The sequence below is a fragment of the Phytoactinopolyspora halotolerans genome (assembly GCF_010550675.1).
GTDB classification, from domain to species: domain Bacteria; phylum Actinomycetota; class Actinomycetes; order Jiangellales; family Jiangellaceae; genus Phytoactinopolyspora; species Phytoactinopolyspora halotolerans.
Window position 1 is genome coordinate 21,852 of record NZ_JAAGOA010000014.1, and the last position, 14,403, is coordinate 36,254.

The following is a 14,403-nucleotide window of genomic DNA, read 5'->3' on the forward strand; positions in this document are numbered from 1 at the left end:
CCGGCCGCGTCAGTCGAGTTGCTCGGTGATGGAGGCGTCCGCATCCGCGGCCAGCTGCTCGACGTCGCCGCCGTTGGCGATCGCGACGAAGAGGTCTTCCAGCACCCGCGAGCCCTCCACGACCGCCCAGTTCGCTGCGGCCGGCGTGAGCTTGGCGTTGGTCACGGCCTCGATCGATGCGGTCGCGAACTCGTCGTCGCCCAGTCCGTCGGCGAGTGACATCTTGGCCGGGGTGAGCCCGTTCTCCGCGTACTGCGCCTGGAAGTCGTCGCTGAGGATCAGCTCGACGAGGCTACGGGCCAGCTCCTGATTCTGCGAATTGGCCGAGATCGCGATGTTCGATCCGCCGAGCAGTACGGGAGCGGGTTCGCCGTCGCTTCCCGGCATGGCGAATACGCCGACGTTCTCCATCATCTCCGGGCAGCCGATCTCCTCGTTGTCGATGCTCCAGCGCACCCAGCCGGGAGCGGAGAGCATGCCGACCTCACCGGCGCAGAACGGAACCTGGGGGTCGGCCTCGTTGCCGTCCTTCGGGGCGCCCGACGCCTCGGTGAACAGCTGCTGGGCGCGCTCCAGACCTTCGATCGACTCCGGCGTGGACAGGGCTCCGTGCCACTCGTCGCCTTCTTGCACAGCGAGCTCGCCGCCGGAGTCCCAGAGGAAGGTCACGCCGTTGCGCCAGTCCTGGCCGGGGAACCAGAACCCGGAGAAGTTCTGCATGTCGTCGTTGTCCTGCTTCAGCGTGACCGCGGCGTCGACGAACTCCTCCATGGTGGCCGGCACCTCGAGGCCGGATTCGGCGAAGAGGTCCTTGCGGTAGAAGACGTACTTCGACCCGGCGTACAGCGGTACGGCGTAGGTCTGGCCGTCGACGCTGCCGGCGTCGACGAAGCCTTGGAGTAGGTCGTCGCCGCCGAGATCGCCCAGCATGTCGGTGAGGTCGGAGAAGGCGCCCACCGTGGTGAATGTCGGTGCCTGCGTGTTGCCGATCTCCACGACGTCCGGTGTCTCCGAGGCGCTGCCGAGGGACGTGGTGAGCCGGTCGACCAGCCCTTCCCACTGCTGCTCCTCGATCACCAGCGTGGAGCCGGGGTTCTGCTCCTCGAAGGCCTCGATCAGCCAGTCGCGCATGGTATCCGGTGTGTCACCGCCGTTGAGCCAGAGCCGGATCTCGGCGGGCTCCGGCGCCTGTGCATCCTCACCGTCGTCGCCCGACGTGTCGTCGCCCGCGGCGGCCTGGGCCTCGTCGGTGGAATCCGTGTCGCCGCCGTCGTCCCCGCCGCAGGCGGAGAGTGCGAGCGCGGCCGTGGCGAGTCCGGTCAGCAGGATTCGTGTGGTCCTCATGGTTGGTCCTTCCGGGAGGTGTCGGGCATGAACCGGCACGTCAAGCACTACTGGAAAGATTCCTATCAGTAGTTGGACCTCTAAAGTAAGGTTTGTTTCCAGTTTTTCGCGTCACAGTTGAGTAACACCGGGTGTGCAGTGTGATCGGCCGACCTTGTCCGTGCCTGGGGTTAGCCTCGTGATCATGGCGGATGCGCGCTCGGGCCGGGCAACGTATGACGGGTGCCTGGTCTGGTATCGAATATCCGGCAGCGGGCCACCGCTGGTGCTGATCCGGCAGAACCGGGTTCCGAAGAATGACCAGCAGCTCGCTCTGTTCGCTGGCCGGTTCACCGCCATTCAGGTGACGCCGGTCGGCTTCGGGGCCAGTGACCGCCCGGTTGGCTATCGCCCGCCGGGTGGAATCGCACCGTCCATCCTTGCCGCACTTGACCAGGAAGGGATCGACCGGTTTGTGGTTCGGGGATATTCGCAGGGCGGAGCGATGGCGGCGGTGGTCGCTCAGGCGACACGGAGAGTGTGCGCGATGATCGCGGATGGCTCGCCCGTCATCGGGGTTCCCACGCCTGGAACACTTCGCCGGTTGGATAAGGAACCCCGGCTCCCGGTGGGGGCGCACGCGTTCTGGCACTACTACGCCGGCTTTGAATGGGATCGGGAGCTGACGACAATGGAGTGCACCAAGATCGTATATTTCGGATCGGAGGATCGATCCACGGCGAGCCAAGTCCGGCGGAGCCGGGAGCGATTGATCGCATGCGGCGTGGATGTCTTCGAGTTCTCCAGCCTTGACCATCGAACCTGTGGAAGCGGCACCGACGCGGAGCGCCGCGTCGTGCCGACGCTGCTCGACGCGCTTGATGCTGCTCTGCCTTCGGGCTGGTGATGACCTCCCTTGGGACCGTGCCCGAGCTCGGGTCAGCGCTGGTCGGCGAAGATGGACATGCGCGCCTTCTCTACGGCGGTGAGCGTGGCTCCACGCAGGACAGGGGCATCGGTCACGAGCGCGGGGACGACCTTGGGATGAACGGGCGCGATGTTCTGCACCGCGGTGGCGACCATGTCGCACAGTGGTTCGCCGCCGGCTGCGCCGACGTCACCGGCGACGACGACGAGCGCCGGATCGACCACCGCACACACCGCCGCGACGCCGAGCGCGAGCCGGTCGGCGAAGGCGTGTAGAAAGTCGTCGGCGGCCGTGTCTGACGTCCGCACGAGCGCGGCTCGCACAGCCTGGGCGGCGCCATCGGCGACCATGCCGTGCTCGCGGGCGAGGTCGGAGATGGCCGCTGCGCCGGCGAGTGCCTGGAACCCTCCCTTGGCGGGCACGTCGATGCTGGCCGGCGACGGTACGCCGGGCACCGGAAGGTAACCGATCTCTCCGGCCGCTCCGGTGGCGCCGCGGTGGATGTGCCCGCTCAGCGCCACCGCAAGGCCGACGCCGCGGCCGACCCAGAGCAGGACCATGTCGTCGACGTTGTGGCCGGCGCCTTCGGAGCGTTCGGCGACAGCGGCGAGGTTCACGTCGTTCTCGAACGTCAGCTCACACCCCAGGTCGGTGGCGAGGGTCTGGCGGAGTCCGTGGTGCCAGCCCGGAAGATCGAAGGAGAGCTCCACATCGCCGGTCACCGGGTCCACCACACCGGGAATGCCGATCACCACGTCGTCCACCTGATCCACGGTGATGCCGGCGTCCTCCGCGACCCTGACGACCGTCGTGTGGATCAGTGCCTGTGGATCGTCGGTGTCGCTGACCGCTCCGTCGATCCGTCCGACCACGGTGCCGGTGACATCGGCGACGGTGGCGCGCAGTCGGCCGGGGTTGAGCTCGACGCCGATACCGTAGGCACAGTCATTGCGCACCGCGTACAACTCCGCGCTCGGTCCACGCCCCGCCGACTGGCTGCCCACCACCTGGACGAGATGGCGTTCCTGTAAGCGGGAGAGCAGTTGCGAGGCGGTGACCTTGGACAGACCGGTCCGGCGACCCAGGTCCACGCGGGTGAGCGGGCCCTCCCGGAGCAGCAACTCCAGAGCGCTCTGATCGTTCAACGAGCGCAGAAGACTCGGGGTGGCGGGGCGTCGGGGCATGATGACTCCGTATTGGAAACAATATTTCCAGTAAGCTTCTCGTGGACAGAGTACCGCCTGCGGAGGAGGTTACGCGGCTTCGGCCATCCGAAGGCGGCTGCCGCGCTCGAATTCGGCGACGAACTCGGCGTCGCCGACGGCCTGCCGGATGCGTGCCGAGATGCGGTCGACGTCGAGCCGCTCACCCGCGGGCAGGGGAGCACCGACGGACTCCCGCGCGGCGGACGCGGCGCCGAGCAAGCGCGCGGCGTGTCGATGATCGCCGGCCAGCGAGGCCGCGCCGGCCAATCCCTCCAGGCTGAATGCCTGTGCTCGGATGTCACGGGAGGAGCGCGCCGCGGCGAGGCCCTGCTCGTGCAGCGCGCGGGCAGCGTCGGCGTCGCCGCGCAGCTCCGCGACGAAGCCGAGCTGAACCATGATCAATGTCATCCCGTAGTCCGCCTCGAAGCTGCGGTTCCAGTCGTGCCAGCGGCGCAGCAGCGCCTCCGACTCGTCCAGCCGCCGCTGGTGCCGGTAGCTGATCGCCAGGCCGATCTCGGCGAACTCCTGACCGGAGACGTTGGAGTGCTGGGCGGCGATCTCCCGGCCACGTTCGTGCAGCCGGTCCGCCTCCGGATAATCCCCCTCGAGCAGGGCGATCCGGCCCAGCCGGGACACCATCCAGGACAGCTCCGCCCACAGCTCGAAGTCCTCGGCGATCCGCACCCCTTCCCGCAGCACCTGCGTGGCGCGGGCGTACTCTCCGGTGATCTCGAGGTACGTGCCCAGCGACTCCAGTGCCTGTAAGCGTCCCCAGCGATCTCCCAGCGCGTCGAACAGTTCCAGGCTCTGCTCCGCGTGGCGTAGCACCGCGGGTAGATCGCTGCGGAAGATCGCTTGGTTGGCGTGGAGCGCGTGCGCCGCGGCGATTCCCCACCGGTCACCGAGCGCCTGGAAGCCGGCCATCGCCGCGTGGGTCAGCTCGGTACTCGCCTGGAGGTTGCCGAAGCTGAACTCGGCCAAGCCGAGCACCCACTGCGCCTGGGCGAGGCCGGCCGGATCGTCGGCGTCGTCGAAGAGCTTCAGCACCGCTTCGGTCGGCTCCACCCGCCGGAGGTCCTCCAGCAGTGTCATGCCGGCGTGCCAGCTCCGCGCTCGCGCCGTGACCAGAGCGGGCGACCGGCCGGGAACGGACAGCGCCCGCGCCAGCGACCGCCACGCCTCGCTGCGTCGGCCGCGCAGGAACCAGTACCAGGTGAGTGCGCCGGTGAGCCGCTGCGCTTGCTCGGCGTCGCCGATTTGGACCGCCGTGTCGAGGGCGCGTCGCATGTTGGCCGACTCCGTGTCCATCCGGTTCAGCCATTCCTGCTGCTCCGGGCCGCGCAGCCGGACCTCGGCATGCTCGGCGAGCTCGGTGTAGTACGACAGGTGCCGGCGGCGTGCATCTGCGGTCTCGCCGGCATCGTCGAGCCGGTCGAGCCCATAGGCCGCGACCGACTCGAGCAGCCCGTAGCGCATCTCGGCGGCCGGAACCGTCACCACCAGCGAGCGGTCGACCAGCCTGGCCAAGATATCCGCCACCTCGGTGCGCCGGACGCCGTCCCCGGCGCACACCGCCTCCGCGGCGGCCAGCGTGCAGCTGTCCGCGTGCACCGCGAGCCGGCGCAGCACCGCACGCTCCTGCTCGCTCAGCAGCTCCCAGCTCCAGTCGATCACCGCGCGCAGCGTGCGCTGGCGGGCCGGCACGCCCCGTTTGCCGGCGGAGAGCAGCTGGAACCTGTCGTCCAACCGGTGCGCCAGTGCACGCACGCCGAGACCGCGGACCCGGCTCGCCGCCAGCTCCAAGGCCAACGGGATTCCGTCCAAACGGCGGCAGACGTCCGCGACCGCGGACGCGTTGTCCGCCCCGAGCGCGAACCCGCCGGTGGCGGCCGCGGCGCGGGCGACGAACAGCCGCGCCGCGCTGGACTGGCGGACCGCCTCCGGGTCGTCGACGGCAGGCGGCAGGCTCAACGGGGGCACGGGCCATACGACCTCGCCGGACGCGCCGATCGGCTCCCGGCTGGTGGCCAGCACCCGTACCTGTGCCGCGGCGGAGAGCAGCTGCTCGACCGCGTCGGCCACCGGCTCGACGATGTGCTCGCAGTTATCGAGAACCAGGAGCATCCGGCTGTCTCGAACCGCGGCGATCAGCTTGTCGAGCATGCTCCCCGCCTGGCATGCGGGCGCGCCGGTGTCGAGGGCCTCGTCGGCGCCGGACGGATCGCGCCGGGGGGCCCGGCGGCGACGCGGCGGCGTGTTGCGCAGGCCGAGGGCGGCGGCGACAAGGTGCGCGACGTCGTCGATGACCGACGCCGCCGGCTGGTCCGTGTCGATCGACAGGCCGGAGAGCTCAACCAGCCAGACTCCGTCCGGCCACCTCGAGGTGTCGGTCCCGGCCGCGGCGGCGACGGCGAGACGGGTCTTGCCGACCCCGCCCGGTCCGGTGAGCGTCACCAGGCGATGTCTGCGCAGCAGCTCGTCGATCTCGGCCAGCGCGCCGTCGCGCCCGATCAGCTCGGTGGGCGGCGACGGCAGATTACTCCGCACCGCCGGCCGGGCCGGCTCGGCCGCAGGTGTCAGCGTCGCGGACTGCCGGAGGATGTCCTGGTGCAGCGAGACCAGCTCCGGGCTGGGGTCGACGCCCAGCTCATCGGCAAGGCGAGTGCGCAGCGCCTGGTAGCCGTCCAACGCCTCGCTCTGCCGTCCGGCCAGGTAGAGAGCGCGCATATGGGCGGCTCGCAGCCGCTCCCGGAGCGGGTACTGAGTGACGAGATCGCCTAGTTCCGCGATGACGAGGGCATGCTCGCCCACCTCGATCCGGGCCTCCGCGCGCTCCTCGACCGCGGCCAGCCGCTCCTGTCCAGCGGCCGACGCCGGCCTGCGCGAACGGCTCGTCCTCGAAGTCGGCGAGCGCCGGGCCGCGCCAGAGGTCCAGCGCCTGGGTGAAGTGGCCGGCCCGTTCCCAGGCGCGGGTGGCTGAGCGAGCCTGCGCGAGCAGCGCGGTGAAGCGGTGGGCGTCGACGGCGCTGGGTTCGATCTGCAGCTGGTACCCGGCCGGGCCATAGGCGAGCACGGGCGGGCTTTCCGGCTCGGCCGTCCGGAGCACCCTGCGCAGCTGGGACACCTTGGTCTGCAGGGCGTTGGCGGCCTTGGACGGGGGAGCGGCACCCCAGAGGTCGTCGATCAGCCGGTCCGCCGACAGCGGCCGCCCGAGGTGAATCAGCAGATCGGCCAGGAGCGCCCGGACCTTGGCCTCGCGCACCGCGACGGGACGCCCGTCGTCGGTGTGCACGGCCAGCGGCCCGAGGATGCCGAATCGCATGAGGTCACGTTAGTCCACCGCACCGACAGCCCAAGCCGCCTCGGGTTCCGCCAACAACCGGCGCATCCGCTCGCCGGTGTCCGTACCGACCCGCGGCACATACACGATGACATGCACGTCCGGAAGGTCCGACGGTGCGAGCCGGTGATGTTCGAAGACGAGGTCGCCGACGGCCGGATGCCGGAACGTCCGTTCGCGGGAGGCGAACCGCTCGACGCGATGCTCCGCCCACGCCCGCGCGAACTCCGGACTCCGCCCGAGCAGCCGGTCGATCAGCGCGACATGGACCGGGTGGCCCAGCGATGGCCCGGCCTCCGCCCGGTACTCGGCGAGGAAATGCCGGCTGGTGACCTCCCAGTCTGGAAGCATCCGGCGGATGGTCGGATCCGTGTAGATCAGCCAGAGCAGATTCCGGTCCTCCGCCGGCACGGTGTCGACGTTCGGGTAGAGCATCTGGTAGGCACGATTCCACCCGGCGATCGCCCAATCCGGCGGGATCGCGAACGCGGGCGACGCTCCCTGTGCGTCGAGCAGCCGCTGCAGGTGTGGCGGTACGGACGCGGCGTCGCCGGCGTCGTGGGCCTCACCGGTGTCGGGCGGACCGGTCGCGGCGTAACCGGCGAGGGAGAGGACGTACTCGTGCTCCGCCGCGGACAACCGCATGTTCCGCGCGATCGCATCGAGGACCTGCCGCGACGGGTTGGTCCGGCGTCCCTGTTCCAGCCACGTGTACCAGGTCACGCTGATCCCGGCCCGGTACGCGATCTCCTCGCGGCGCAGCCCTCGGGTCCGGCTGCGGCCGACGGGAGGCAGGTCGAAGTCGGCGCGGACGAGCTCCTCCCGTCGCTTGCGGAGGAACGCGCCGAGTTCCTGGCGGCGATCGGCGTCCTGAGCCACGGCTGAATTCTATTACTGGCACTACTAGTAGCAGTACCGTCTTCCGCGCGGATACCGGGCGATGCGCCAATGGTGTGCATGCCTGCACTCCGATCTCGGACCGTGACCCACGGCCGCAACATGGCCGGCGCTCGCGCGCTGCTCCGCGCCGCCGGCGTCGACAGCGCGGACTTCGGCAAGCCGATCGTCGCGGTGGCGAACAGCTTCGCCGAGTTCGTTCCCGGCCACACGCATCTGCAACCCGTCGGCCGGATCGTCTCCGCGGCCGTCCACGCCGCCGGCGGTATCCCGCGCGAGTTCAACACGATCGCGGTGGACGACGGGATCGCGATGGGACACGGCGGGATGCTCTACTCGCTGCCGTCCCGGGACCTCATCGCCGATTCGATCGAGTACATGGTCAACGCGCACTGCGCCGACGCGCTGGTGTGCATCTCCAACTGCGACAAGATCACCCCGGGCATGCTGATGGCCGCGATGCGGTTGAACATCCCCACGGTCTTCGTCTCCGGCGGGCCGATGGAGGGCGGGAAGGCGACGCTCGTCGACGGCACCGTCCGGACAGGGCTGAACCTGATCACCGTGGTGGCCGACGCGGCGGCTGCGACGGTCTCCGACGAGGACCTGGCGCGGATGGAGGAGAGCGCCTGCCCCACGTGCGGGTCGTGTTCCGGCATGTTCACCGCGAACTCGATGAACTGCCTCACCGAGGCGCTGGGGCTGGCGCTGCCCGGCAACGGCACCACGCTCGCCACGCATACGGCACGGCGCGAGCTGTACGAGCGCTCCGGCCGCCTCGTCGTCGATCTCGCCCGCCGGTACTACCACCACGACGACGACGGCGTGCTGCCGCGCGGGATCGCCACCCGGCGCGCGTTCGAGAATGCCATGTGCATGGACATCGCCATGGGCGGCTCCACGAATACCGTGCTGCATCTGCTCGCCGCCGCGCACGAGGCGGAGCTGGATTACACCCTGGACGACATCGACGAGCTCTCCCGCCGCGTGCCGTGCATCTGCAAGGTGGCGCCGAACGGTGCGTACCTGATCGAGGACGTTCACCGCGCCGGTGGCATCCCGGCGATCCTGGGGGAGCTGCACCGGGCGGGGCTGCTCAACACCGACGTGCACAGCGTCCACGCCGCCACCCTCGACGAGTGGCTGGCGGAATGGGACGTCCGCGGCCGATCCCCGTCGGAGGCGGCGCTGGAATTGTTCCACGCCGCGCCCGGGTGTGAGCGTTCCGCGCAGGCGTTCTCCCAGTCCCGGCGGTGGGCGGAGCTGGACGTGGACGCCGAACACGGGTGCGTCCGCGACGTCGCACACGCGTACTCCGCGGACGGGGGGTTGGCCGTGCTGCGCGGCAACATCGCCGAGGACGGGTGCATCGTCAAGACCGCCGGGGTGGACGAGTCGATCCTGACGTTCACCGGACCCGCCGTCGTCGTCGAGTCGCAGGAGGAAGCGGTGGAGGCGATCCTGGGCGGGCGGGTCCGCGCCGGCGACGTGGTCGTCGTCCGCTACGAGGGACCGCGCGGCGGCCCCGGTATGCAGGAGATGCTGTATCCGACGGCGTTCCTCAAGGGACGCGGGCTCGGTGCGGCGTGTGCGCTGGTCACCGACGGCCGGTTCTCCGGCGGAACCTCCGGGCTGTCGGTGGGGCATGTGTCCCCGGAGGCGGCGGCCGGCGGCGCCATCGCCCTGGTCGAGGACGGCGACGAGATCACGGTCGACATCCCGGGCCGCGCGATCACGTTGCACGTGCCTGATGAGACGCTGCGGGCCCGGCGGGACCGCCTGGAGTCTACCGGCGGCTACCGCCCCCGCGACCGGAAGCGCACCGTCTCGACCGCCCTGCGGGCGTACGCCGCCATGGCGACGTCGGCCGACAAGGGAGCCGTCCGCTCCGTTGGCGTGTCGGCGCTCACAGCGTGATGTCGACTCGGGGGACGGTGCCCTTGCAGGATCGTCTGACGACCATGTGTCGGGCTCACCGGGACGGGTGGTTGAATGATGAGTCGCGAGTACGTGCGTCAAGAACCCGAAGCGGGAGGTTGACGCACGACAAGGCTAGGTGGGTTCAGGCGCTTAAGTGCGGTTTTCTTCACGATCGGGTATGCTAACTACGATTTTCTTCACGGCTTGGGAAGGTTTTCGTGAATAGCGTCGACCCGATCGTCTTCAGCGCGGACCATCCGGCCTCGACCATCAGCAAGCGTGTCAGCAGGGGCGAACTCGTCCGGCTGGCTCGTGGCGTATATACAACGGCTGTTGAACGCGAACCGTCCGACGTCGTGCGAGAGAACCTCTTCGAGATCGTTGGACGGCTGATTCCGGGTGCTGTCATCACCGACCGTTCTGCTCGGACGGGTCTCCCGGTCGACGGTGTGCTCTATGTCGCGCACCCAGGTCGTCCGCGAACCCTTGATCTCCCGGGGCTTCGAGTGCGAGCGCGACGCGGCGCCGGTCCTCAACCTGATGACGTAGCGTTCCCCGGCGGTCTGCATCTGGCAAGCAGGCCACGTGGCCTGGCTGAGAATTGTGTACCGTCGCGCTCGCGCGGCGGTGAGGTTCGGCGTGCACTCGACGAGGCCGAGCTGGGCGACTGGGTCGACTACATCTGCCAGAACGACGGTCCCGAACGCCTGGCTCAGTACAGAGAGAGGGCCGAGGAGTTGGCCGACGCGCTCGGCATCGATCCTGCACACCTTTCGACGTTGCAGGCGCTCGTCGGGATTGCGCTGGGCACTCAGCCGGAGGCGAAGACCCGTTCTCCGTCGCTGACCTCGCGTCGCGTGGGGCGGCCAGTCGATCAGATCCGGGTGCACCGGTTCGAGGACCTTGCGCGAGGGCTGAGGGCTGCGGCACCGCAGAGTCGACCGGTAGACCCGTCCCGGCCGGAGAGGTACACGTATCTGCCTTTCTTTGAGGCATACTTCTCGAACTTCATCGAGGGAACCGAATTCGACGTGGACGAGGCCGCGCGGATCGTGTTCCAGGGAGAGATGCCCGAGGCACGTCCTGCCGACGCGCACGACATCATCGGAACTCATCGTTTGCTTGCTGACAGTGAACGGTTGCGGAACACCGGCACGGACGCTGACGACTTCATCGATCTCCTGAAGACCCGGAACGCACAGATCATGGAGGGCCGACCGGAGCAGCGGCCGGGGCTCTTCAAGCAGCTGGCCAACCGAGCGGGCAGCACGTATTTCGTCGATCCCGCTTTGGTGGAGGGGACTCTGGCCGCAGGCTTTCGGCTACGCGATGATCTGGACACGGCCTGGGAACGTGCCGTGTACATCGCATTCGTCGTGGCGGAGGTTCACCCGTTCAACGACGGCAATGGCCGAACCGCTCGAGCGATGATGAGCGCCGAACTTGAAGCGGGTGGGCAGTGCCACATCGTCGTGCCGACGGTCTTCCGCCAGGACTACCTCGATGGGTTGCGTTTGCTGTCACGCCAAGACGACCCATCTGTGTTGATCAAGGCCATGCGCTATGCGCATGACTTCACGGCGATTATCGACTTCTCCGACTACGCGGAGGCCAAACGCCAACTGCACGAGGCTCACGCATTCGAGGAGCCAGACAGCGCACGTCGGTTGCGCGTTCGGCCCCGCTGACGGCAGATGACGCGGGAAGCGGTGTCATCCGGCGAACATCGCGAACACCGCCACCAGGATGCGCGGCAGCACCAGGAACGACAACGCATAGAGCATGAACAGGACGACGGGGATGGCCGAGCCGCTGTCTCGGCCGGCCCGCTTCGACTTGCGCACGGCGATGTGTCCGGCCACGATCGCCAGCGGCCACAGCAGCGGACCGAGCAGAGCGAGAACGACGGTGGCCACGCCCCATCCACCGGTTCCCGACGGGGTCGGCGGCGCGGCGGACGAGGCCGCACCGGTCGGAGCGGAGGTGGACGAGCCGCCACGTGGCCCGCCGGGGGACGTCGACGGACCCTTGGCCGACGTCGAAGCCATGCCGGCCGGTGAGTCGGCCGATCTCCCCGGCGTCCGGACGCGCGTGTCCGTGGACGTGCGGGCGCCGACGGCTCCGACGGCGGCGTCGTACGCGCTGAGACGACGAGGGTCGAGCACGATGTCGCGGGCGCGGGTGAGGGCCCGAAATGTCGCGGCATCGCCCCCGTGGTCAGGATGGCCGCCGTTCATCGCTCGTCTGCGGAATGCCTGCCGTACCTGAGACGGCGTCGCTCCCCGCTGGACCCCGAGCAGGGCGTGCGGATCCCGCCCACCGAGCTCGTACACGTCACTGGCCATCCATCATCACCCCATGACTAAGACGGCTCGCCCGCGCCGTATGTGACATCGACGAACCCGCCAGGCGGTTTGTCCGGTATTCATGTCGCGTATCTCGTGTGGTCGATCGGGTCGGCTAGAAAGCTCCGAGCTGATCGCGTCCATAGGAGGTCGAAAAGTGCCGGTCTGGGTTCGGGGCACGATGCAGGGCAAGACGCGCGGGGCGCTGGCCGCGGTGGTGGTCGCACTCGTCGCCGCGTCGTCGGTGGCCGCGGCGAACGCCGGCCAGCCGAACGCCGGCCGGACGCCCGCCGACGCCGGGATATCGCGCGGCGACGGGTAGTTCCAGCGGGTCGCCACGATGCCGGTGTACCAGAACTCGTCCGTCGACGAGGAGACGGCGGCCGAGATCGCCGCGGCGACGCCGGACGGGCGGACTGTGGTGTACACGGACTCGCCGGGCGAGCGGATCGGTCTCGCCGCGGTCGGTGCGCGCGGGGCACTGAGCCCGCTGGGCGCCGTGCCGCTGGACGGTGAGCCCACGTCGGTGGGTGTGCTCGGCGGTTACGCGCTGGTCGCGGTCGACACGTCCGAGGCGTTCACCGATCCGTCCGGTGCGCTGGTGGTGATCGACCTGACGACGCGCGAGGTGGTCGCCGAGCACGACCTGGGCGGCCAACCGGATGCCATCGACATCTCCGACGACGGCCGGTACGCCGCCGTCGCGGTCGAGAACGAGCGGGACGAGGACCTCGGCGACGGCGGTCTGCCGCAGCTCCCGGCCGGGCACCTGTCCATCGTCGACCTGGACGGGCAACCCGGTGCATGGACGGTACGCAATGTCGACCTGACCGGCCTGGCCGACGTGGCGCCGGAGGACCCGGAGCCGGAGTACGTCGCCGTCAACGGGCGGAACGAGGTCGCGGTCACACTGCAGGAGAACAACCACATCGCCGTGGTCGACCTGGCCAGCGGTGCGGTGGTCAGCGACTTCTCGGCGGGCACCACGACCGTGGAGAACGTGGACACCGAGGACGACGGCCGGATCTCACCGGACGGCACGGTCAGCGGGCCGCGCGAGCCGGACGCGGTGGCGTGGCTGGACGACGACACGCTCGCCACCGCGGACGAAGGCGACTGGCTCGGCGGCACCCGCACCTGGACGGCTTTCGACGCCGGCACCGGAGAGGTGGTCTTCTCCTCCGGCAACGAGCTGGAGAACCTGGCGATCCGGAGCGGTCAGTACCCGGACGACCGGGCGGACAACAAGGGTGTCGAGCCGGAAGGCATCGCCGTGGCGGACTTCGGGCGGCATCGCTATGCGTTCGTCGGCCTGGAGCGCGCGAACATGGTCGCGGTCTACAACGTCGACGATCCGCAGCACCCGCACCTGGTGCAGGGGTTGCCGACGGGTGTCGCGCCGGAGGGCCTGCTGCCGATCCCGAAGCGGAACCTGCTGCTCGTCTCGGCCGAGGAGGACGACGCCGACGACGGCATCCGCTCCTCGCTGGCCGGCTACCGGTTCACGCATGCGTCGCACACCGCACGGCTGGCGCGCAACGCGGCGGCGCCGACGATCGTCTCCGCCGACGCCGAGGACGGGTCGCCGATCGGATTCGGCGCGCTCTCCGGACTGTCCGCGGTCCCCGGTGACGCGGGACGCGTGGTCGCGGTCACCGACAACGCGTACCAGCCGAGCCGGATCCTGACCGTCGACGTGGCCGCGGTGCCCGCCGTCGTCGAGGCGGAGCAGGTGATCACCAGCGACGGCGAGGCGGTGTCGTATGACCTGGAGGGAATCGCCGCCGTCGACGACGGATACTGGCTGGTCTCCGAAGGCAACCCGGGCGCGGGGGCCGAGCACCTGCTGCTCCGCACGGACACCGAAGGTGCCGTGCTGGAAGAGGTCCGCCTGCCCGGCGAGGTGTCGGCCGGCGCCTCCCGGTTCGGCTTCGAGGGTGTGGCCGTGCTCGGTGACCACGTGTGGGTCGCGGTGCAGCGCGAGTGGGCGGACAACGAGCGTGGTCAGGTCAGCCTGGCGCGATACACACCGGCGACAGGGGAGTGGGCGTTCGTCGCGTATCCGCTGGATGACGCGCCCGTCGGCGGCTGGGTCGGTCTCTCCGAACTGACCGCGGCCGGAGAGAGCGAGCTCCTGGTGCTGGAACGGGACAACCAGCGCGGTGCGACGGCCGCGACGAAGATGGTCTACCGGGTGGACGTGTCGACGGTGGATCCCGTCCCGGCGGGCGAACCGAAGCCGCTACTGGAGAAGGAACCCGTGACCGACCTGCTGCCCGCCCTTCGTGCCGGCGGGGGAGAAGTGGCGGACAAGGCCGAAGGACTGGCACTGATCGGCACCGCCGGCCGGTCCGGCAGGCAGGAGATGGTGGCCGTGGTCGACAATGACGGGCTCGATGACGCGCCGGGCGAGTCGATCTTCCTCCGTCTCGGGCGGCCGTAGCG

At 69.6% G+C, this 14,403-nt stretch carries 11 protein-coding genes and 1 pseudogene; 5 read left to right on the forward strand and 7 right to left on the reverse strand.

What is annotated here, in order from left to right; translation table 11 throughout:
* Positions 1 to 9: 9 nt before the first annotated feature.
* On the reverse strand, positions 10 to 1,344 hold the full coding sequence (locus G1H10_RS19080; RefSeq protein WP_163740710.1) for an extracellular solute-binding protein: 1,335 nt from the start codon (positions 1,342 to 1,344) through the stop codon (positions 10 to 12).
* A 184-nt stretch (positions 1,345 to 1,528) separates the two neighbouring features.
* Here G1H10_RS19080 and G1H10_RS19085 point away from each other — a divergent pair, with 184 nt between their 5' ends.
* Positions 1,529 to 2,230 (forward strand): alpha/beta fold hydrolase, encoded by a 702-nt coding sequence (locus G1H10_RS19085; RefSeq protein WP_163740712.1) that lies wholly within the window; start codon positions 1,529 to 1,531, stop codon positions 2,228 to 2,230.
* A 32-nt stretch (positions 2,231 to 2,262) separates the two neighbouring features.
* On the opposite strand, the gene G1H10_RS19090 is transcribed toward G1H10_RS19085, so the two are convergent.
* The 4 genes and pseudogenes from G1H10_RS19090 to G1H10_RS19100 form a co-directional block, all read right to left on the reverse strand.
* Positions 2,263 to 3,435, reverse strand: coding sequence for an ROK family transcriptional regulator (locus tag G1H10_RS19090; protein ID WP_163740713.1), 1,173 nt, complete (start codon positions 3,433 to 3,435; stop codon positions 2,263 to 2,265).
* A 69-nt stretch (positions 3,436 to 3,504) separates the two neighbouring features.
* The gene (locus G1H10_RS19095; RefSeq protein WP_512700316.1) at positions 3,505 to 5,580 is read right to left on the reverse strand and encodes an ATP-binding protein; all 2,076 of its coding nucleotides are present in this window, start codon (positions 5,578 to 5,580) and stop codon (positions 3,505 to 3,507) included.
* Positions 5,554 to 6,778: pseudogene (locus G1H10_RS35280) on the reverse strand (AfsR/SARP family transcriptional regulator); the annotation flags it as partial. The pseudogene G1H10_RS35280 and the gene G1H10_RS19095, both read right to left, overlap by 27 nt.
* Positions 6,779 to 6,787: 9 nt before the next feature.
* Complete coding sequence (locus G1H10_RS19100; protein WP_163740715.1) at positions 6,788 to 7,675, reverse strand: helix-turn-helix transcriptional regulator; 888 nt, start codon at positions 7,673 to 7,675, stop codon at positions 6,788 to 6,790.
* Positions 7,676 to 7,753: 78 nt separating this feature from the next.
* Between G1H10_RS19100 and ilvD the strand changes: the two genes are divergently transcribed.
* Positions 7,754 to 9,610 carry a dihydroxy-acid dehydratase gene (gene ilvD, locus G1H10_RS19105; RefSeq protein WP_163740717.1) on the forward strand — a complete coding sequence of 619 codons (1,857 nt, stop codon included), beginning with the start codon at positions 7,754 to 7,756 and terminating at the stop codon, positions 9,608 to 9,610.
* Between the two features lie 200 nt (positions 9,611 to 9,810).
* Here ilvD and G1H10_RS19110 read toward each other — a convergent pair whose 3' ends face one another.
* Complete coding sequence (locus tag G1H10_RS19110; protein WP_163740719.1) at positions 9,811 to 10,383, reverse strand: hypothetical protein; 573 nt, start codon at positions 10,381 to 10,383, stop codon at positions 9,811 to 9,813.
* A 9-nt stretch (positions 10,384 to 10,392) separates the two neighbouring features.
* On the opposite strand from G1H10_RS19110, the gene G1H10_RS19115 reads away from it, so the two are divergent.
* Entirely contained in the window at positions 10,393 to 11,301 is a 909-nt protein-coding gene (locus tag G1H10_RS19115; RefSeq protein WP_163740721.1) for a Fic family protein, read from the forward strand.
* Between the two features lie 24 nt (positions 11,302 to 11,325).
* On the opposite strand, the gene G1H10_RS19120 is transcribed toward G1H10_RS19115, so the two are convergent.
* The gene (locus tag G1H10_RS19120) at positions 11,326 to 11,958 is read right to left on the reverse strand and encodes a J domain-containing protein (RefSeq protein ID WP_163740723.1); all 633 of its coding nucleotides are present in this window, start codon (positions 11,956 to 11,958) and stop codon (positions 11,326 to 11,328) included.
* 157 nt (positions 11,959 to 12,115) lie between these two features.
* Here G1H10_RS19120 and G1H10_RS19125 point away from each other — a divergent pair, with 157 nt between their 5' ends.
* Together G1H10_RS19125 and G1H10_RS19130 are read left to right on the forward strand one after the other, a co-directional pair.
* Positions 12,116 to 12,280 carry a hypothetical protein gene (locus tag G1H10_RS19125; RefSeq protein WP_163740725.1) on the forward strand — a complete coding sequence of 55 codons (165 nt, stop codon included), beginning with the start codon at positions 12,116 to 12,118 and terminating at the stop codon, positions 12,278 to 12,280.
* An 18-nt stretch (positions 12,281 to 12,298) separates the two neighbouring features.
* On the forward strand, positions 12,299 to 14,401 hold the full coding sequence (locus G1H10_RS19130; protein ID WP_163740727.1) for an esterase-like activity of phytase family protein: 2,103 nt from the start codon (positions 12,299 to 12,301) through the stop codon (positions 14,399 to 14,401).
* The last annotated feature ends 2 nt before the right edge of the window (positions 14,402 to 14,403 follow it).